The 17,922-nt window shown below is 64.9% G+C and carries 15 protein-coding genes; 5 read left to right on the top strand and 10 right to left on the bottom strand.

Features of this window, described 5'->3' with window-relative positions:
- Positions 1 to 136: 136 nt before the first annotated feature.
- Complete coding sequence (gene cydD / locus B3T59_RS16675) at positions 137 to 1,747, top strand: thiol reductant ABC exporter subunit CydD (protein ID WP_287004380.1); 1,611 nt, start codon at positions 137 to 139, stop codon at positions 1,745 to 1,747.
- Positions 1,740 to 3,506 (top strand): thiol reductant ABC exporter subunit CydC, encoded by a 1,767-nt coding sequence (gene cydC, locus B3T59_RS16670; RefSeq protein WP_287004378.1) that lies wholly within the window; start codon positions 1,740 to 1,742, stop codon positions 3,504 to 3,506. Before cydD ends, cydC begins: the two co-directional genes overlap by 8 nt.
- Positions 3,507 to 3,518: 12 nt before the next feature.
- On the opposite strand, the gene B3T59_RS16665 is transcribed toward cydC, so the two are convergent.
- A complete protein-coding gene (locus tag B3T59_RS16665; protein WP_287004376.1) occupies positions 3,519 to 4,667 on the bottom strand; it encodes an HNH endonuclease signature motif containing protein in 1,149 nt (382 codons plus the stop codon).
- Positions 4,668 to 5,585: 918 nt separating this feature from the next.
- Between B3T59_RS16665 and B3T59_RS16660 the strand changes: the two genes are divergently transcribed.
- Positions 5,586 to 6,035 carry a hypothetical protein gene (locus B3T59_RS16660; RefSeq protein WP_287004375.1) on the top strand — a complete coding sequence of 150 codons (450 nt, stop codon included), beginning with the start codon at positions 5,586 to 5,588 and terminating at the stop codon, positions 6,033 to 6,035.
- Between the two features lie 25 nt (positions 6,036 to 6,060).
- On the opposite strand, the gene B3T59_RS16655 is transcribed toward B3T59_RS16660, so the two are convergent.
- From B3T59_RS16655 to B3T59_RS16635, 5 genes are all read right to left on the bottom strand, one after another.
- The gene (locus B3T59_RS16655; RefSeq protein ID WP_287004373.1) at positions 6,061 to 7,275 is read right to left on the bottom strand and encodes a DUF6297 family protein; all 1,215 of its coding nucleotides are present in this window, start codon (positions 7,273 to 7,275) and stop codon (positions 6,061 to 6,063) included.
- The gene (locus B3T59_RS16650) at positions 7,272 to 7,883 is read right to left on the bottom strand and encodes an ABC transporter ATP-binding protein (protein WP_251721893.1); all 612 of its coding nucleotides are present in this window, start codon (positions 7,881 to 7,883) and stop codon (positions 7,272 to 7,274) included. Before B3T59_RS16650 ends, B3T59_RS16655 begins: the two co-directional genes overlap by 4 nt.
- Before the next feature lie 67 nt (positions 7,884 to 7,950).
- Positions 7,951 to 8,292 carry a hypothetical protein gene (locus B3T59_RS16645; RefSeq protein WP_251721894.1) on the bottom strand — a complete coding sequence of 114 codons (342 nt, stop codon included), beginning with the start codon at positions 8,290 to 8,292 and terminating at the stop codon, positions 7,951 to 7,953.
- Between the two features lie 13 nt (positions 8,293 to 8,305).
- The gene (locus B3T59_RS16640) at positions 8,306 to 8,971 is read right to left on the bottom strand and encodes an FABP family protein (RefSeq protein WP_005204210.1); all 666 of its coding nucleotides are present in this window, start codon (positions 8,969 to 8,971) and stop codon (positions 8,306 to 8,308) included.
- 169 nt (positions 8,972 to 9,140) lie between these two features.
- A complete protein-coding gene (locus B3T59_RS16635; protein WP_287004371.1) occupies positions 9,141 to 12,230 on the bottom strand; it encodes an Ig-like domain-containing protein in 3,090 nt (1,029 codons plus the stop codon).
- On the opposite strand from B3T59_RS16635, the gene B3T59_RS16630 reads away from it, so the two are divergent.
- Positions 12,202 to 12,831, top strand: a complete 630-nt coding sequence (locus B3T59_RS16630) for a hypothetical protein (RefSeq protein WP_287004370.1) — start codon at positions 12,202 to 12,204, stop codon at positions 12,829 to 12,831. The genes B3T59_RS16635 and B3T59_RS16630 overlap by 29 nt on opposite strands.
- Positions 12,832 to 13,014: 183 nt before the next feature.
- Here the strand turns inward: B3T59_RS16630 and B3T59_RS16625 are convergent, their stop codons facing one another.
- The 4 genes from B3T59_RS16625 to B3T59_RS16610 all read right to left on the bottom strand — a co-directional run bounded on the left by B3T59_RS16625 (position 13,015) and on the right by B3T59_RS16610 (position 16,872).
- Positions 13,015 to 14,091: a hypothetical protein gene (locus B3T59_RS16625; protein WP_287004368.1), complete on the bottom strand. Its 1,077-nt coding sequence runs from the start codon at positions 14,089 to 14,091 to the stop codon at positions 13,015 to 13,017.
- 226 nt (positions 14,092 to 14,317) lie between these two features.
- The gene (locus B3T59_RS16620) at positions 14,318 to 14,623 is read right to left on the bottom strand and encodes a DUF1416 domain-containing protein (protein WP_005204217.1); all 306 of its coding nucleotides are present in this window, start codon (positions 14,621 to 14,623) and stop codon (positions 14,318 to 14,320) included.
- A gap of 2 nt (positions 14,624 to 14,625) precedes the next feature.
- Complete coding sequence (locus B3T59_RS16615; protein ID WP_251721898.1) at positions 14,626 to 15,465, bottom strand: sulfurtransferase; 840 nt, start codon at positions 15,463 to 15,465, stop codon at positions 14,626 to 14,628.
- A gap of 435 nt (positions 15,466 to 15,900) precedes the next feature.
- Positions 15,901 to 16,872 carry an LmeA family phospholipid-binding protein gene (locus B3T59_RS16610; RefSeq protein WP_287004366.1) on the bottom strand — a complete coding sequence of 324 codons (972 nt, stop codon included), beginning with the start codon at positions 16,870 to 16,872 and terminating at the stop codon, positions 15,901 to 15,903.
- 156 nt (positions 16,873 to 17,028) lie between these two features.
- On the opposite strand from B3T59_RS16610, the gene B3T59_RS16605 reads away from it, so the two are divergent.
- A complete protein-coding gene (locus B3T59_RS16605) occupies positions 17,029 to 17,919 on the top strand; it encodes a winged helix-turn-helix transcriptional regulator (RefSeq protein WP_005204223.1) in 891 nt (296 codons plus the stop codon).
- The last annotated feature ends 3 nt before the right edge of the window (positions 17,920 to 17,922 follow it).

Genomic DNA, 17,922 nt, shown 5'->3' with positions numbered 1-17,922 from the left:
GGCATAGAGCCGGGGGGCCGCCAGGCCAAAACGCGGGGCGGCCCCCGGGGCGGGGGGGGCGGCGCCGTGGGGGGGGTGCCGCCCGCCGGTTCCTCGTCTGCTGAAGTGCTCGCCCTCGACCCGCCGCTACGTTGCGGTGACCGCGATCTCGGCGTCGATCACCACTGTCGCGATGCTTGTCGCCGCGGCGATGACGGCGTCGATCCTGTCGGAGATCATCGTCGACCCGGCCCGCAGGTCGATCTCGGCGCAGTCGACGCATCTGTGGATTCTGGCCTGCGCGTTGGCGCTTCGCGTGATCATGTCGTACGCGCATGACCGGTACGCGCACCGTGCGTCGGCGTCGACCATTGCCGAGCTGCGTGCACGGGCGCTGCGTGTGTTGACCGATCCCGACCGCACCCCGACGCGAGAGTTGTTGCGGCGCAGGGAACATGCGACGACGGTCCTGTTGCGCGGACTCGATGCGCTGGGGCCGTATCTCTCGGGCTATGTCCCCGCGTTGATCGTGACGGTGCTGGTGACCCCGACCGTCGTGATCGTGATCGGGTTGGCCGACTGGCCGTCGGCGTTGATCATCATCATCACGCTGCCGCTCATCCCGTTGTTCATGATCCTCATCGGACTGATGACCCGGGATCGTACCGAGCGCAAGCTCAAGACGATGAGCACGCTGAATTCGCAAGTGCTCGACCTGATCGCAGGTCTGCCGACGTTGCGTGCACTCAATCGCGCAAAGGCGCCGGCGGAACGCGTCGCCGAGCTGGGTCGAGAACACAAGCGCAGCACCATGTCCGGGCTGCGGGTGGCGTTTCTCTCCGGTGGTGTGCTCGAGTTCTTGGCGACGCTGTGTGTCGCTCTGGTCGCGGTCGGCATCGGATTGCGGCTGGTGTTCGGCGATATGAGCCTGTACGCCGGTGTCTTCGCACTCATCCTCGCGCCCGAGGCGTATTTGCCGCTACGCCAGGTGGGTGCGCAGTTCCACAATTCGGCCGACGGGGTCGCAGCGGCGAACGAGGTGCTGGAGCTGATCGATTCCGGCGATGTCACGGCACCGTCGACGTCTCGTCGAACGCGCACGTGCACCGTAGCGGGAGAACCGATCCGGCTTCTCGACGTTGGCGTCCATGGGCGTGACGGCTGGGCGCCCTACGGTCTGACGACCACCATCGAACCCGGACAGTTCACGCTGTTCACCGGCCCGAACGGCGCCGGCAAGTCGACGGCCGTCGCGACCATGCTCGGCCTGATCGCACCCGACGACGGGTCGGTTCTGGTCGGCTCGATCCCGGTCGCAGAACTCGAACCGACCGCGTACCACGAGCAGGTGATCTGGCTTCCGCAACAACCGGTCATCGTGCCGGGGACGGTCGCCGAGAACCTCGCACTATTCGGGCAGTTGGCGCCGGAATCATTCGAAGTGGCTTCCACCACAACGGGTTTCGATGACGTCGTGCGCTCCCTACCGAAAGGACTCGATACCGAACTCGGCGCGGGCGGTGTCGGTTTGTCTGCGGGTCAGCGTCAACGCCTCGCGTTGACACGGGCGTTGGCGTCACCTGCGCCACTGTTGTTGCTCGATGAACCGACGGCTCACCTCGACGCGGCGTCGGAAGCGTCGGTTCTAGGCGCGATCGCGCGGCGCGCGTGGGCAGGCGACACGGTGGTCGTCGTCGCGCATCGTCCGGTTGCGCGTGCTTATGCCGACAGCATCGTCGAATTTCCGGAGGTGATCGGCGTTGGCTGACAACGAGTCCGGGTGGCGCAGTGATCCGCTTGTGCGTGCATTGGGTTTCCTCGATCTGAGGTGGAAGCCGGTTGCGCGGTCGTTGTTGCTCGGGGTCGCCGGTGCGCTGGCGGCGTTGGGCTTGGCTGCGCTGTCCGCGTGGCTGATCACACGCGCGTGGCAGATGCCGCCTGTGTTGTTTCTGTCCGTCGCGATCACCGCGGTGCGCGCGCTGGGTATCTCGCGCGGTCTGTTCCGCTATCTGGAGCGGCTGGCGACACACGATCTGGCGCTCGGCGGCATGGCGACGGCGCGGGAACGGCTGTACCTGGCGTTGGCCACCGGTTCGCCCGCGTACTCGGTCACGTTGCGGCGGGGTGATCTGCTGACCCGCACCGGCGACGACATCGACGAACTCGGTAACGCACTGATCCGTGGACTGATACCGATCGGCGTCGGATTCACCACGTCGCTCGCGGCAATCATCATCATGGCGTGCGTATCGGGTTGGGCTGCAGTCGTGTTGGCAATCGCGCTCATCGTCAGTGGAGTCGTTGCGCCGTGGCTCGCGGCGCGGGGGTCGGCGCGTGCCATCGCCGACAGTGCCGCCGCAACGACACGTGCCGCCGACACCGCGTCCACCGCGCTCTGGCACGCGCCGGAGCTGATCGTCGGACGGCGTCGTGACGCGGTCTTGGCCGACGCCCGTGCCGCGGATGACGACGCCATCGTCGCTGCCGATCGTGGTGTGCGCGTTCAGTCACTGGCAGCCGCGGCAACGCCGCTTTCGCTAGGGGTTTCGCTGCTGGCCGCGTGCTTGATCGGAATCCACCTGGCTTCGTCGACTTCGGGCTCCCTCGCTGACGTCGCGAGCGGACGCGGACTGACCCCGATGATCCTCGGCGTGCTGATTCTGTTGCCGCTCTCGGCATTCGAGTCGACGGCACCGCTGACCGAGGCGGGCATCCAACTGGAGCGCAGCCGCCAGAGCGCGGCGCGCGTGATGGCGCTGGTCGACGGTGCCCGTGCCGAGGGTGTCGACGTCGAAGCTCCTGCGGATAGCGCCGACGACATCGACGTACCGGTACACGCCGGGCCGGTGACGATGACGCTCGATCAACTGAGGTGGGGGTGGCCCGCGACGGCCGACGCCACACCGCCGACGCTCGGTCCAGACGAGGGCATCTCCCAGGTTCTTCCGCCGGGATCGCGGCTCGCCGTTGTCGGCCCGAGCGGCATCGGAAAGTCGACGCTCCTGCTGACCATTGCCGGTCTGCTCGAGCCGCGTGCCGGTTCGGTGACTGCGACCGCTCAGGACGGTACGCCGATCGCATCGCGTTCGGCTGCATGCTATTTCGCCGAAGAAGCGCACATCTTCTCGACGACGCTCGGTGAGAACCTGCGCGTGGCCCGTGGCGACGTGACCGACGACGAGATGCGCGAGGCGCTGGCGACCGTCGGCCTCGGCGACTGGGTGGCCGGTCTGCCCGACGGCCTCGACACGGTGCTGACCGGTGGGGCGGAGGCGATCAGCGGTGGGCAGCGTCGTCGACTGTTGCTTGCCCGTGCACTGCTGCACCGGGCACCGGTGGTGCTGCTCGACGAGCCGACCGAACACCTCGACGCCGCGGACGCCGAGCAGTTGCTGGCCCGCCTACTGACGCCGGTGGGGGGCATGTTCGGTCCCGAGCGGACCGTGGTGGTCGTGACCCATCAGCCACCGCGCGCGGAGTCTGCTGACTTCGTGCGAATCGAATGGGAACCGGTGGGCTCCCGATAAAGCTGACATGTCTCAGTAGGGCGGCGGGTTCTCGTCGTTCCAGCGCTTTTCGGCACGCTCTGCTCGACGCCGCTTGGCGTCGTGTGCGGCGTTGATTCGTCGATTGGCAGGGTGATCGGGTGGCTTTTGTCTGTGCAGGCCTCGGAACAGGTTGAAGCCTGTGAACGCATTGCCGACGAAGGTGTGCCCGGTGGGGGAGACGAACAGAGTTGTCCCCATCACGGTCTGCAGGTCGCGCCAGTTGCCGAAGGTCTTGATCCTGTGGTGAAACCTGCAGAGCGGCTTGAGGTTTGACGCCAGTGTGGCGCCTCCGGCCTGCGGGTTGCTGCGGTTGAAAGCCTCGCCGTGATCGACGTCGGCGCGCCACACAGGGTTGCTGCACCCGGGGAATGTGCAGCACAGCTCGCCCGAACGGATCAGGGCATCGAGCTTCTTGCTCGGCGTGTACCGCAAGGCCGATGAGGCGGCGCGCTCGTTGATCGTCGCGGGATCGAGGAAGTCGATCTCGGCGTCGGTGAGTAGCTTTCGGATCGTCTCCGCATCAACGACGCCGTGCCCGTCGATGAATCCGGGCTTGTCGTCGTGGCCATTGATGGTGGACTCGTTGACGACGACGTGGATGACCGCTCTCGGCGAGGGCGGGACCAATGGTGCCGGTGCGGTGGCGTGGTCGGGCAGGTCGTCGGATGGTTCGTTGCCGGACTCGGCGAGCTCGACTGCGGCTGCACAGGCCTCGCATCTACAGGTGAGGCAGCTCTCGCCGTGCGCGAAGGCGGTCAGGGCGTCGGCTCGACGTTGTGCGTGAGTGCGCGGGTCGGCGTCGTGGACGGCGTCGGCCATCGAGTTGAGGCGGGCATTGATCATGACGCCGGACTCGATGGGCAGCGTTCCGCTGATGCGGGACTGTCCCGGCTGGTGCCGGTCTGGCCGTACCTGCACGTCGCGGTCGTGGTCGACGAGCTCGCGCTGCCTCTTGACCGCGGGAGGGTCGAGTTGTGCGACGACGCTGTCGACGAGTGCCTTGAGTCGTGTCGTCGACATCTTGTCGCGTGCCAGCAGTGCCGAGGCGATTCGGGCGTCGACGTCGGCGATGGTGTCGGGTCCGCACAGAGCGGTGCGTGACAGGACGACGGGAACTGGGGCAGGTCGAGACGTCCGCACGCGAGCACCGATCCGGTGAGCGGTAGGCGGTAGCGCACGGCATGCCCCGCGGTGATCAGCTGACGTGCCCTGGCGGGCGAGACCGAGAGGACCGCGCCGACGTCGGCGATGGTGCGCTCGAGTCCGTCCGGACCGAACCGGGCGCGCGGGTCACCACCGGATCTGGCGAGCGTCGTCAGCGCGTGCAGATCCTCCGGGGAATCAGCGGGACCGGGGTGTGCTTCGCCGATCTCGGAGCCGTAGTCTTCCTCGTGCTCTTCGTGAATCAGACTGATAGCCTGCAGCATTCGATAATCGGCACTGGCGCGAACCGACGCGCAGTGCGCGATGATCTCGACCAGATCGGTCTTCGACAGATCCTCGTCCTCGCACATCTGCTCGACGATCGGCGGCATCGTCGGCGCGCCGAAGAGCCCGGCATCAGACGACGCACCGGGCGCAGCTGCGTCGGCGTCGAGAGTGGTTTCCAAGGACATGAACCAAACATACATTCGAGGTCTGACAAAAAATCTCAACGAAGATCCGACCTCGGTATGCGCATCGAAAAAGGCGTTGCGAGCACCTCGGGGCGGGCGTACGTTCGGTCGTACACGAGAAAGGAGGGGGTCTGAAGTTGTATGACATACGGACACGTGAGGTGGCCATCCGCTAACGGCGGACCGCCTGTGACTTAGGCACCTTCGCCCGTTGGCGAATACCAGATGGTCACCCGACCCCCGCATCCGGCCGTCCGGCCGATCTGCCCGTCGCTGACGGGTGATGCGGGGGTCGTTCCATGTCTGAGGTAGTGCGGCTGCATCGGGTTGTCGGGCAATTCCGACTACGAGTAGTGCATTACGCATGCGGCTGCCGACGCCGAGGAGTGAACTTCGTGTCAGAAGCACTCTTTCGCCGTGATTCGTGACAGCCAGGAGGCCGATGATGAGAACAACCAGCGCGGTCAGATCTCTCCACACGCGTATGCACGCATCGTCGAACCGCACTGCGGCAGTGCGTCGCCGCTACCTCACCGCCGACGATCCGGAGTGGACCAATGACGGGCCGACCAATTGGATCATCGGGACGGTCGAGAACCTCGGCTACAGCCGACTCGGAATCGCCGGTGCCGCCACAGGTCACCTGGTCTTGCACAACGAGGGCCTCGCCGACCTGGCGATCCTGTCGACCTCAGGTCTCTGCGGCACCGACGGTGCGCTGTTCACCTACTTGCCGAGCGGTTCGTCGCGCATCCTGCCCGACAGCGAGTTCCACATCCTGCAGGGCGAGCGTCGAGGCGGGCGCCCCGTCCTGGTGGGCGAGATCATCGACGACGGCCCGCTCGCGCTGCAGTTCTTCTTCGACGGCCCGCCGCCGCAACTGCGCGTATGAACCACGGCTCTCCGATGCCGCACTCTCACAGCATGCCGACGATCACCCCGGTGCCGAGCATCGCGACCGTCCCGCGCAGCATGGCGGTGAACAGCTGCGGCTGAATCGTAGCGCCAGTCACCAACAATTCGGTGACTGCAGGGGCATCGTAGGGCAGTGGTGGACGCGTCGCGCGCCGGTACACGGCGAAAAGTATGCCGCACAACAAGGCTGACGTTGCAGTTATCGACAATTGCCATGCCAGAGCGCCAACTGCGCACGCCACGACGACACCGAATGCCGGTAACACCATGTGAGCCAGCATTATCGGTCGGTCAGCGAGGCCGGTCGCGCGTCGCAGAGCGGGGTTCTCGGTGACCGCGCGGAGTCCACCGGTCAAGCTGTTGCCTGCAGCGTAGGCGAGCGCGGCGATTACCAGCGCAGAACCATAGTGCACGGTGATCACCTGCGGCACAACAACTACGGCCGCAACGCACACAAGCCATCGAACGCAGGCATCCGGATGTCGGAGCATTCGCCGCCTGTCGATTTCGACGACGACCCCCATCCACGATCGGGGCAGTGGCCGTGTTTGCGCTGCCGAGTGTCGACGCTGCCACCGCACCGTGCGGTTGTCGGTGAGCCACCCGGTGTCGAGCATGCTCGCCGCCAGCCGGAGTGCGTCGGCGTAGCCGTCGTGGGGAGCGAAGCTGTTGCGGTGCAGTCGTTTCGGTGAGAGACCGAAGGCGAGCGCCGACGAGTGTCTGCGATCTGCCGTGACCTGCCGGACGTACGCTGCGCCGATCGCCACCGCACCCACCGCCGCACCGGCTGGCAACACGATCGGCACCGATCCGGGATGCAGTGTCGTCAGTACCGCCGCTGCCGCGACGCAGCACCCGATCGCAGCAGCGCAGGTGGTGGCGAGGCGCCTCGCGAGCGGCGGATTCCGGTCGTCGGGACCCGAAAGAATCCACCGTGTCGTGGGGCGGTCGACGCGTATGGGTCCCCAGACAACAGACCACTGATGCACCAGGATGCCGACCACCGCCCCCGCTAGGATCAGTGCAGCAGTGGGGTGGTCGGCCGCGGGGCCTGACAGTTCGACGACCCGTGACACCCGCGACGGGGTCAACAGAGTGACCAGACCGCCGCAAGAAACCGCGACGCAGAAGACGAGCTCGACCCAGGTGAAATCGTATCGTCGCATCCAGCGGAATCGGAGATCGGGAAGACGGCCCGTCCGTATGCGCCAGCTCATCGACCGATCTCCACGACGATGTCGGCGCAGCGTTCGACGAGCGTGGGGCTGTGGGTGGCAACTAACAGCGCGACGCCGGATTGTGCGCTGGCCGACAGCTTCGCGGCCAGCTGTTCCTGGCCGTCGAGGTCGAGTCCGCGTTCGGGTTCGTCGAGAACGAGCAGTCGCGCGGGTCGAAATAGAGCGGCTGCGAGTGCGAACCGTTGTCGCTGACCGGTGGAGAGGGTATGCGGATACCGGTCACTGAGGTCACCGAGACCGGCGTCGTCGAGTACGGCGTCTACGTCGACGTCGTTCATCCGATGTGTGCGGGCCAGCAGGTAGAGATGTTCGTTCAGTGTTGCGTCGAAGAACGTTGCCTGGTCGCCGATCTCGGCGGAGACGAGGCCGCGAAAACGCGGCGAACGATCGTCGGGTTGCATACCGAACACGTCGATCGTGCCGGCGTCGAGTCGGTCGTCGTCGACGACGCAGCGCAACAGCGTCGACTTGCCCGCGCCGTTGGGCCCGATGACGCAGGCGCAGCAGCCGGGTGGGACGGTGAGATCGAGGTCGTCGAAGAGGGTTTGCGAACCGAGGGTGCGTCGGGCACCCGAAATGGACAGCACGAGAAGAACTTCCTTCACACGTGGGGAAAGGTGGGCGGCCGGGCCCCGACGCGCGCGGCGTCGGGCGTCAGACGGCTGCCGCAGGAGCGCGCGGTGCTATCGCGCCGAGTGTGTGAACGTGTTGCCGCAGAGCGATTCTCGTATCGTCTCTACGCGGGGGTGGAAAGGTCAGGTGGGGTGTTTGTGGCTGTGCGGTGTGCAAGATCGTCAAGACCTGCACCATGATTCGGCGGGCGCATGCGCCAGCGTTGCCATCGTGCGCGACGACGGCGATCACCAGCGCGGCGAGGACCGACGCGAAGAGTGTCGTCGAGATCTGGCCGAACAGCAACGTTGACAGGACGGGAAACCACACGAGAGCGAGATAGACCGGAAGTGACCGTGGTGCACCGGTGTGATCGCGCAGCATGGCGGTGGCGGAACTATCCCACGAACCGGCGCAGCTTGGCGGACAGGCGCGGTGTGAGGTCGCCGTCGGAGTCGACGCGTTCTTCGACGTAGGCGAGGTCGCCGTCGGGAACGATGCCGTAAAGGCGTTTGGCGTTGCCTGCGGGGGCGCTCGTCTCCGAGCGCACGACGGCGTCGGTGGTGAGATTCCACGACGTCTGGTTCAGCGGCCGGCCGTAGAACAGCTCGACCCAGCCCTCGGCATGGGCGAGGAGAAGTTCGATGGAGTCGTCCTCGGTGATGCGCCAGTATCCGGTCTCACGCTGGTCGGGACGCAGGAAGTTGGCGTCCTCGTCGATGACCCAGGAACGCGACTCCCAGTTCAGGAAGTTCTGCCCGTCATGACTGACGACGATCTGCTGGGCGAAGTGGTAATCGGTATGGGTGACGGGATCGTGTCCCTCACCCTCGCCCCGCCACACTCCCACGAGGGGTAGTAACGCGAGAAGTCCCTGGTGGAGGTCCGCGCCGAGCCGCAGGTTGGCGGTATCGGGCTTGAGCGGCAGATCGTCCCACGCGGGTACGTTGCGTTCGCGGCTACCTGACTCGGCAGCGCGCGAATCGGCCTGGCTGATCGCCTCGTCGCCTGATCTACGGGCGGCGACGGCGTCGTCGGGCTGTGCGTCCTCCGGGGAGGTCACGATTCGTCTGTGACCAGTCGGTAGAGCACGTACAGCGCAAACCAGGTGATCAGGACGGCCGCGAGGACCAGCAGAATTTCGAAGAAGATGACCACGGTGGCAATTGTAGCCCGCTGGCTCGTGAGAACGACCATCTAGGTCGACGTACCGGAGCATGGATCGGATGTTCTCAGTGCGGCAAGGTGTTGTGGGCCCAGTTGAAGAACTTGTCGGAGGTATCCGTAGCCCACTTGGCGCCTTGCTCGATTTGCTGCTCGCCAGAACGCATCGCCCTCGCGACACCCTCGCCGCTAGACTTCGCGTGGCTGGTCGCGTAGTCCCAAGCCGCAGTACCGGCTTCTGACACTGAGCGCTGGATTGTCGGGTTGGTTGCCAGGTTGTAAATGCCTTCAGTGAGCACGCTCGCGGTTGACACTGCACTACCTATTGCGTAACCCGCACGTGCCCCGAGCAGGCAGCCGCCGACTGAGCCGACACCGGCCGAGATCAACCCGGCGCCTACGGCGCCAACGGCGCAGCCGACGCCAGCTCCGACCACGGGGGCGCTCGCGAAGACCAAATGCATCGTTGCGACGCTCTTTTCCTCGTCGGTCTTTGCGTTCATGAGTTCATCGGCAGCTTGCTCGATGCTGTATACGACCATGGCCCCACCGAGGACCTTGAGAGCTGATCCCAAGTATGTTTTGACCGGGTGTGCTGTCTCGCGTGCAACGACGCGCGCCTTCAACTCGGCGCGAGCGTTTTGCCGCAGTTGCTCTTTGTAGTACTCCCGCACTCTCGGCGATAGCGCTGAACCCTCAACTGTCTTGAGGCGGTTGTGGTATGTCTCCATTTCCTCCGTGGTGAAGAGCGAAGACTCGAAGGCGCCCCAGCCGATTGCTCGCCCGAGTGTGACGCGTTTATTCACGGTCTTGATTTGCGATATCACATCATCGATGTCTTGCTTTGCGAAGTAGGCCGACACCGCGGCGAGAAACAGCTGGGCGCCGTCGACGTCGTAGGAGTTGCCACTGAGAAAGCTGCCGCCGTTGTGGGTGGCCTCGAGCACGTTGCGCGCCGTGTCGGAATCGGCATCGACGACGAGTAAAGCGTCGGCTGAACCATCGACCCCGCTTACTCCGACGACTTTGGAGACATTGACAATCATCACCGTCGTTTCGGTGGAGGACGCGTCAAAACCGTCGCTCACTGTGACACGTATTTTGTCGTAGGAGATCGGCGAGGTCGACGCCTGCGGGACGTAGGTGATCGTGGAGTCTTTCATTGTCACCGACCCACCTCCTGCGGTGGTGGCTGTGACGGTGAGTGGATCGCTATCTTCGTCATGGGCTGACACCGAATAGGTCAATGAGTGCCCCCGCGCGGGGGTGTCGACCGGGTAGACGTCCACGGTCGGTGCGTAGTTGTGGAAGGGCACGTGCACGCTGACCGGTGTACTGACCAACCCGCCGTAGTGGCCGTCGTTGACGGTAACGGTGAACGTGTCATCGTAGGCGCCCTGATGGGCTCGAACCAGGTCGGGTGTGTAGAAGATCAGATGGTCGTCGTGGACGACGCCGTCCTCGGTCGTGTATGGCGTTGAACTGGAGGCACGTCCGAATGCGGGCTGTGTGCCCACGTAGTAGGTTGTGCGGTCGCCGTCGGCGTCGTCGATCGAGATTTTCCACGCGCCTTCACCGACGCCGCTTTGTCCTCCGGTCACCGTGACACCTGGAGGCGTGTTGTCCTCCTCGGTGAACATGTAGTAGACAATCGCGCCGATACGTGATGATCCGCCCTTTCCATCGGAAACCTCGACCACAAAGGAGTTGTCGGGCATCGTCGTGAAGTCGCCAGCCAGCAGGTCCCAGGCGGTGACGGGTTTACCGACGACGCCGTCGTGCAGGTCGGCAGGATCAGTTGGTGTGAAGGTGAACGTGCCGTCGCCGTGGTTGGTGACGACGCCGTTGGTTGGCTGTTTGACGATCGAGTACGTGAGACTATCGCCGTCGATGTCGCTTACGTGCGCGACGTAGTGCATCGTGCGCTGGTTGGCGGGCTTCTGTTGGGCTTCGAGAGTCCCACCGGGAGCATGGTTTTCGGGCAGCGGCGCATCGTGGACGGGGATGGCCGGGATTCCATTCCCCGGCGACGACGAGACCGGGCCGGTAACGGTGTAAGCGAAAGTCACGGCGCCGAGAACGTTGTACTCGTTGCTGTGGCTGCGTGGTGCCTGCACCTCGACACTACTGACGGGAGAACCGGGGACTGCCGTGTACGTCGCGCGCTGACCCGGCTTGAGAATGTCAAAGGCGAGAATCTGGCCGCCGGTGGTGGACTGCGAGATCGCGATGTCGTCAGTCCCTTCGTTGAAAATCGTGGTGCTGCCGTCAGAGTTCTTCGAGTAGCTGACACCTGCGGGTTCGGGATTGACGAAGTGTCGAATGAGACTGGGCGAGCCGTCTGAACCGATCGACGCGAGATACTCGTTCTGGTCGACGAAGCGGTCGCCCGGGTCGGCATGTGATGGATCGATGACCGAAGTGCCTTGCAACAGAATGTAATCGGACTGCTGGTGGGTCGATGTCACGGGCGCCACCGTGACGCTGAACGGCATCAACGACGACTGCATTGTCGTGATCTGACCAATGAGTACTGGTTTGCCGTCCTGGCGTGCCGTCTGGACGATGTAGCCATTCACGCCCAGCGGATTGCTGCCCGACTCCTCGATCGTGTAGCTCTCGCCAGCTCTGATGACCGTCACACCTTGTGACGAGTAGTCGGGATACAGCAATCCCACGACTGCGACATCGGTTGTGCTGTTGTTGTGCAGAGTGACTCGGCTGTCGTCGACGCTGTAGGTGAGTCCGGCTGGGGCACCGGTCTTGATGAATGCTCCGTCCGCGGTCGGGTCGCCGGTGTTCCACGCCGCGGTCCAGTCGTCGTCCCCGTAGTTCCAGTACTCGTTGGTGGCGTCTGCGACCTGTGACGCGGTCTTGGTCTCCTCGATCCATGCGTAGTACGCAGCGACCTCTTCGGGGGTCGAGTTCGCGGTCAGACGTGGCCGTGTCGTTGCCGCCCCTGCGCCCATCGTCGTCAGTGCCAAGGCGGTCGCCGCGACCGGAGCTGTTCCGGTAGAAGAGATCTCGTTCTCAACCGGAGCCTCTGAAACGACGGCCTCCTTGCCGGATATGGACTCAAGGCTCGTGACCTCGGCGTCGCTGCGCCAGTCGACATATGGCGTGTACTCCGTGACGTCGGCCGTCGCACCCTCAGGCATGGTCGGAGCGGGCGAGTGGGACGTCACCAGCGCGGACTCGGCCCCAGATACGACGCTTGGCGTCGACGATGGCTCGGGTGCTGCGTGCTTTCCATACGGCTGGTCCGGCGTATCGACGGGAGGCGTAGCCGTCACCGTGGGTGACTGGTGTGAGCCCGGGGAAGGCGTCCCGGTCGCGAGGGCGGCGTCCAAGGGAGTACCCGGCGCGCTCGACGGTGTGGATTCTGTTGCTGGAGCCGAGGAGTCCGCTGTGGCAGCAGAGGACGGTGCCACACTCCCCGTCGCCTCCGCACTGTCGACGGTGACACTTGTCGAACCGGGGGCGGTCGTTGAGGGAGTGCTCACGGGGCTCGTGCCGTTGCTCGCTCCGGCGGACTCCGAGGATGGTGCTGCCACGGGCGAGCCGTCTGTCGCGGTGCTGGCGCTCGATCCGGTGCCGGCATCGGGAGTATCTGCCGCCGCGACTGCCGGAGCTCCCGCCGTGAGCACCGCGGCACCCATGCCGATCGATACCGCGAGGCGGCGTCCGGCGGTCATTTTCTTCATCGCGCGCTTCGTCACTGAACTGCCCCTATCGAGTTGGCGATTGCCAGGAAACTAACAGGGTTCTCGAATCGGGTGCTATCCGAAAGTGGCTGTGGCGCAGTAATTCATACGAACAAGTGAACCGAACATGCTGCTGCAGCTAATAAGCTGCTCGAAGGGTGAAACGTCATCGGCGGCGACCGGATTGCTCCGATCGCCGCCGATTCTCTACAGAGTGGGTTATCCACCGAACTGGAACTCAGCTTCCGAACAACCCTGTGACGCTGCCCAGGTCTGGGCCGCTCGGGCCGGACGGCAGGGCACAGCCGGGTCCGTAGACGATCCGGTAGACGGCGCACTTGGCGCCGGCGTCGTCGAGTCGGATCACGGTGCCGTGTCGTGTGCGGCCGGGTCCGCCCACGGTGCTGATGGGAGTCGGCTCTGACCACGGTCCGCTCGGCGACGGCGCGGTGGAGTAGTAGATCTTGCGTTCACCGTAGATCTTGTCGGTGTACAGGAAGTAGCGTCCGCCGACGCGCGTCATGCTTGGGCCCTCCTGCATGTGCGCGGCGCAATCGACGTCGCGTCGCCACGGGCCGTTGAACGAGCCCGACCGCCACACCTCGTTGCAGGTGCCATCGCGCTTGATGGTGAGGTACTTGGTGCCCCCTTGCTGGAAGAACGAACCGTCGATCCTGTCCGCGGCGCCGGGCGCGAGGTTGATGCGCGTCGCAGGCCCCGTGTTGAAGACGATGTTCTTGCCGACGGGGACGGCGCGACCACGCCCCGCCGGATTGATGTCGAGTTGATTGACTCGAATGACATAGGGCGACATGCGATCTGCCCCGACCTGGCCGCGGAAGTGTCCGAAGTAGCCTGCGCTGAGGACGATGTAGATGCTGCCATCGGGTGCCCGGTACCAGTCCGGTGCGACGATATCGCCTCCGCCCGGCGCGGGCACGAGCGGGATGCCTGCGTAGGCGCCGCCGTTGAACATCTTGCCCTCGGGGCGCGACCAATTTCGACCGTCCTTGGACACGCCGATCATCGGCCAGAACTTGCCGTCTTTGCGGGGCCAATTGGCGAGCATCCAGAAGTAGCCACGGTGATAGATGATCGACGGATCGCTGAATCCGTTCTGCCCGTGTCGATACGGCGTCGAAAGGTACCTGAACGTCTTACCGTCCGTCGAGTAGTACATGGTGTCGGTGAGGTCGTTGTCGCTGTTGAAGAATGTGCCGACGACGACGTCCTGACGTGCGAACTGCTGAAACGACGGCGCCGCGTGAGCGGCCGCGACCTGCGATGCGGCTGCCGCCAGCACCAGTAGGACCACCGCAATGATGTGACGTGTGAGCTTGTTGCGAGAAATCGTAAACCCCCCTGTCCGAACGTAATTGAGCCAGAACTTAGCACCGCTCTCACACTTTGGACGCGATCACGGGCTCGGTGGGCGCCAGATTTCGTACGTTCGAACCAACCGTCGAACTCAGGGGTCGGCACAGCATAAGGCCCGGTACTCCCCAAGGAGTACCGGGCCTTGAAGCCCGAGAGTAGCTGCGCTACTTCGAGACGGTGATGTCCTTGTCGTGAACGCCGGGGCCCTCGGGGCTGACGGTCACGTCGCCGTTGCCGACCGACGACAGGGCGCGCAGCGTCCAGGTGCCGGGGGCGGCGAAGAAGCGGAAATCGCCGGTGGGGCTTGCGACGACCTCGGCGGTGAACTCACCGGTCGAGTCGAGCAGTCGCACGAACGCTCCCGCAACCGGGTTACCGGAGGCGTCGGTGACCTGTCCGGTCAGGACGGTCTCCTTCTCGACGTCGACGCCCGCGGGCAACTTCTGTCCCTGCTTGGGTGCAGCACACATACTTACTTTCCTTCTCCCAGTTCAACCGGAACGCCGACCAGCGAACCGTATTCGGTCCAGCTGCCGTCGTAGTTCTTCACATTCGTCTGTCCGAGCAGCTCCTGCAGCACGAACCAGGTGTGGCTCGAGCGCTCACCGATACGGCAGTACGCGATGGTCTCCTTCGAGCCGTCGAGGCCCGCTTCTTTGTACAGCTCGGCGAGTTCGTCGTCGGACTTGAAGGTGCCGTCTTCGTTGGCAGCCTTGCTCCACGGCACGTTGATGGCGCCGGGGATGTGGCCGGGACGCTGGCTCTGCTCCTGCGGGAGGTGCGCGGGAGCCAGGATCTTGCCGGAGAACTCATCAGGGCTACGCACGTCGACGAGGTTCTTCACGCCGATGGCGTCGACGACCTCGTCGCGGAAGGCGCGGATCGAGTTGTCGGGATCGGCGGCCTTGTACTCGGTCGCGGGGCGCGAGACAGCGTCGGTCGACAGCGGGCGGCCGTCGAGCTCCCACTTCTTGCGTCCACCGTCGAGGAGCTTGACGTCCTGGTGGCCGTAGAGCTTGAAGTACCAGTACGCGTAAGCGGCGAACCAGTTGTTGTTGCCGCCGTAGAGGACGACGGTGTCGTCGTTGGAGATGCCGCGCTCGGACAGCAGCGCGGAGAACTGCTCGCGATCGACGAAGTCGCGACGGACCGGATCCTGCAGATCGGTCTTCCAGTCGAGCTTGACGGCGCCTTCGATGTGGCCGCCGTCGTAAGCGCTGGTGTCTTCGTCGACCTCGACGAAAACGACCTTGTCGTTGTTCAGGTTCTGCTCAGCCCAATCAGCGCTGACCAGGACGTCGGAACGTGCCATGTCTGGTTCCTTCCAGAGGTGGGATTTCTCGGTGAGTGTGTCCGGTCACCGGAGTGATGAGAACGGGCCGGACGTCGGTCGAAAGGTGGTCGAGAAGATGACGGCGGCATCTGACGAGATGCGGACTTGCGATGTCACTAGCGCGCACACTGCACACACCGGCCGTCACCTGTGGTGAGCGTGCCGAGGAGGCGCGATCACCGGACTAGAGACAGCAACAGTCGGCGACGCGACAGAAGTCGATCGCCCGCCGACGGGTGAGCAGAAGCTCACGGCGCAGTTGCATGCCCACGAGGGTACAACAGGCACCCCCCGACGCTTCAATAGCAGCCCCCATGATTTCGACTGCATCGCCGAGTTGCGCTCACGCGCGGTGGTGGGTTGCGCTCACGCGCGGTGGTGGGTTGCGCTCACACGCACAACGCTGACGGCTGGTCAGAAGTCGGTCGGGCGAAGATCGCGCGGACCGGTGTCGGCGACGAGGAGTACGTCGCTTCCCTCGCTGCGCGCACCCGTGGCAGTGATTCCCCACGGGAGGGGGAGGGGAGGCAGCGTCGTCGAAAATCGTTGCAGCACTTGGGCGCGCAGCGCCGCGTTGTCGGCGCCGTCGAGTTCGGGAGCGCTCTCGTGTTCTTCCGGGCCGTCGTAGAAGTCGGTGGCCTGTAGGTGTAGCCGTCCGTCGCGGATGGAGAGGTCGACGCTGACGCTCACCTTTGCTTTACGACCCCGATATTCCGACGCCGACGGGGTGTCAGCGGGGACGGGAGTGCTCTCGCCGCCTGCGGAGGGCAGAGGACTGTCCGACGGGGGCAATGCGACGGTTCCGGTGAGCAGCACCCCGGACGATCGGTGCAGCAGGCCATCCTGTGGGCCACCGCCGCCCGCCTCGCCCTCGGGGGCGGGTGTGTTCACCGTGAGGTCGAGGATTGCCAGGAATCGGCCGAGATTCACCGAGTCCAGCCGCGTATACGCGTCGACCGACTCTGCGTGCATGGTGTCCGACGGCCCGATATTCCACCCATCGGGCACAGACAGTGTCCCCAGGCGGGCGCCGAGTTCTGCGGTACATCCGCGTCGGATGTGGCAACCGGCCACCGCGACGCCGCGCGCGGTGATGGTCGCGCCGGAGAACTCGCCACGTGCGGCATGTGACACGTAGGGGAATCCGCTGAGCGTGACCTCGGGATCGAAGCTGATCTGCGGCGAGGCCTGCAACGATCGCGACAAGCGGTACTCGCCACGCGCGGCCGCGCCGAGGTCGGCGAGAAACGCCACGACCAGCAGCACGACGACGACACAGACGCCGACGATGAGTGCGCGACGGGCGCGGAATGTGCCGTGCTCGTGGCTGCCCGACGCAGTTGCGCCGCCCCCGTCGGCTGCCTTGTTAACAGCAGAACGCGACATTGGCGCTATTCTGTCATCTATCGCGCACATGGTGGTAAGCCGACGTAAACAATGAGGTTCGTTCGTGTGTGATGCTGACGTCCCGGCGAACTTCTGCCCGGCGGTCGCAGTAGTAGTGGTGGAGTTCAGGGCGGGAAGACGAGATCGGAGTATCACGTGGATCTCTTGTTGTTGACAGCCGATCCGAGTCCGGAGGCGGTGCTGCCATCCCTGTCGCTGCTCGCGCACACGGTCCGTGTGGCACCCACCGAGGTGTCGTCGCTGATGGAGGCCAGTAACGCTGATATCGCCATCGTCGACGCCAGAACCGACCTCGCCGCAGCACGCGGATTGTGCAGATTGCTCGGCAGCACCGGCTCTGCCGTTCCGGTCGCGGCGGTATTGACCGAAGGCGGGCTCGTCGCCGTCAACGCCGACTGGGGTCTCGACGAATTCCTCCTTCCGGCGACCGGACCCGCCGAACTCGACGCGCGGCTTCGACTCCTCGTCGTTCGCACCCGCGGGGTGGGCACCGAAGAAGCGTCGGGCAAGGTCACGCTTGGCGAACTCGTGATCGATGAGGGCACGTACACCGCTCGACTGCGGGGGCGCCCGCTCGACCTGACCTACAAGGAGTTCGAACTCCTCAAGTACCTGGCGCAGAACGCGGGCAGGGTATTCACCCGCGCGCAACTGCTGCAAGAGGTGTGGGGTTACGACTTCTTCGGCGGCACGCGGACCGTCGACGTCCACGTCCGGCGCCTGCGCGCCAAACTCGGCAGCGAGCACGAGTCGCTCATCGGGACCGTGCGCAACGTCGGATACAAGGCCGTACGTCCCACGCGCGGTCGCGGTGCCGGCTCAGGAGCTGCCAGCGACTACCCGGTCGACGATGACATTTCCGACGATGACATTTCCGATGACGACATTGCCGGCGGCGATATTGCTGACGGTGCAGATCTCGATGACGACCTCGATGACGGGGACGTGAACGAGGACGCCACGTCTGCGAGCGACTCGTTCGACACCTCGGGAATCGGTGAGGAGTTCAGTGCCAGCGGAAGCTGACGC

The sequence above is a fragment of the Gordonia sp. UBA7860 genome, assembly GCF_002500165.1.
Taxonomy (GTDB): domain Bacteria; phylum Actinomycetota; class Actinomycetes; order Mycobacteriales; family Mycobacteriaceae; genus Gordonia; species Gordonia sputi.
This window is presented reverse-complemented; position numbering and strand designations above follow the sequence as displayed.

Bases quoted from the DNA above. Each gene is read 5' to 3' on its own strand.
- B3T59_RS16620 (WP_005204217.1), bottom strand. From the start codon at position 14,623: ATGTGTGCTGCACCCAAGCAGGGACAGAAGTTGCCCGCGGGCGTCGAC.
- B3T59_RS16655 (WP_287004373.1), bottom strand. From the start codon at position 7,275: ATGAGCTGGCGCATACGGACGGGCCGTCTTCCCGATCTCCGATTCCGC.
- B3T59_RS16610 (WP_287004366.1), bottom strand. From the start codon at position 16,872: ATGTCGCGTTCTGCTGTTAACAAGGCAGCCGACGGGGGCGGCGCAACT.
- B3T59_RS16645 (WP_251721894.1), bottom strand. From the start codon at position 8,292: ATGCTGCGCGATCACACCGGTGCACCACGGTCACTTCCGGTCTATCTC.
- B3T59_RS16615 (WP_251721898.1), bottom strand. From the start codon at position 15,465: ATGGCACGTTCCGACGTCCTGGTCAGCGCTGATTGGGCTGAGCAGAAC.
- B3T59_RS16635 (WP_287004371.1), bottom strand. From the start codon at position 12,230: ATGCCTGAGGGTGCGACGGCCGACGTCACGGAGTACACGCCATATGTC.
- B3T59_RS16660 (WP_287004375.1), top strand. From the start codon at position 5,586: ATGATGAGAACAACCAGCGCGGTCAGATCTCTCCACACGCGTATGCAC.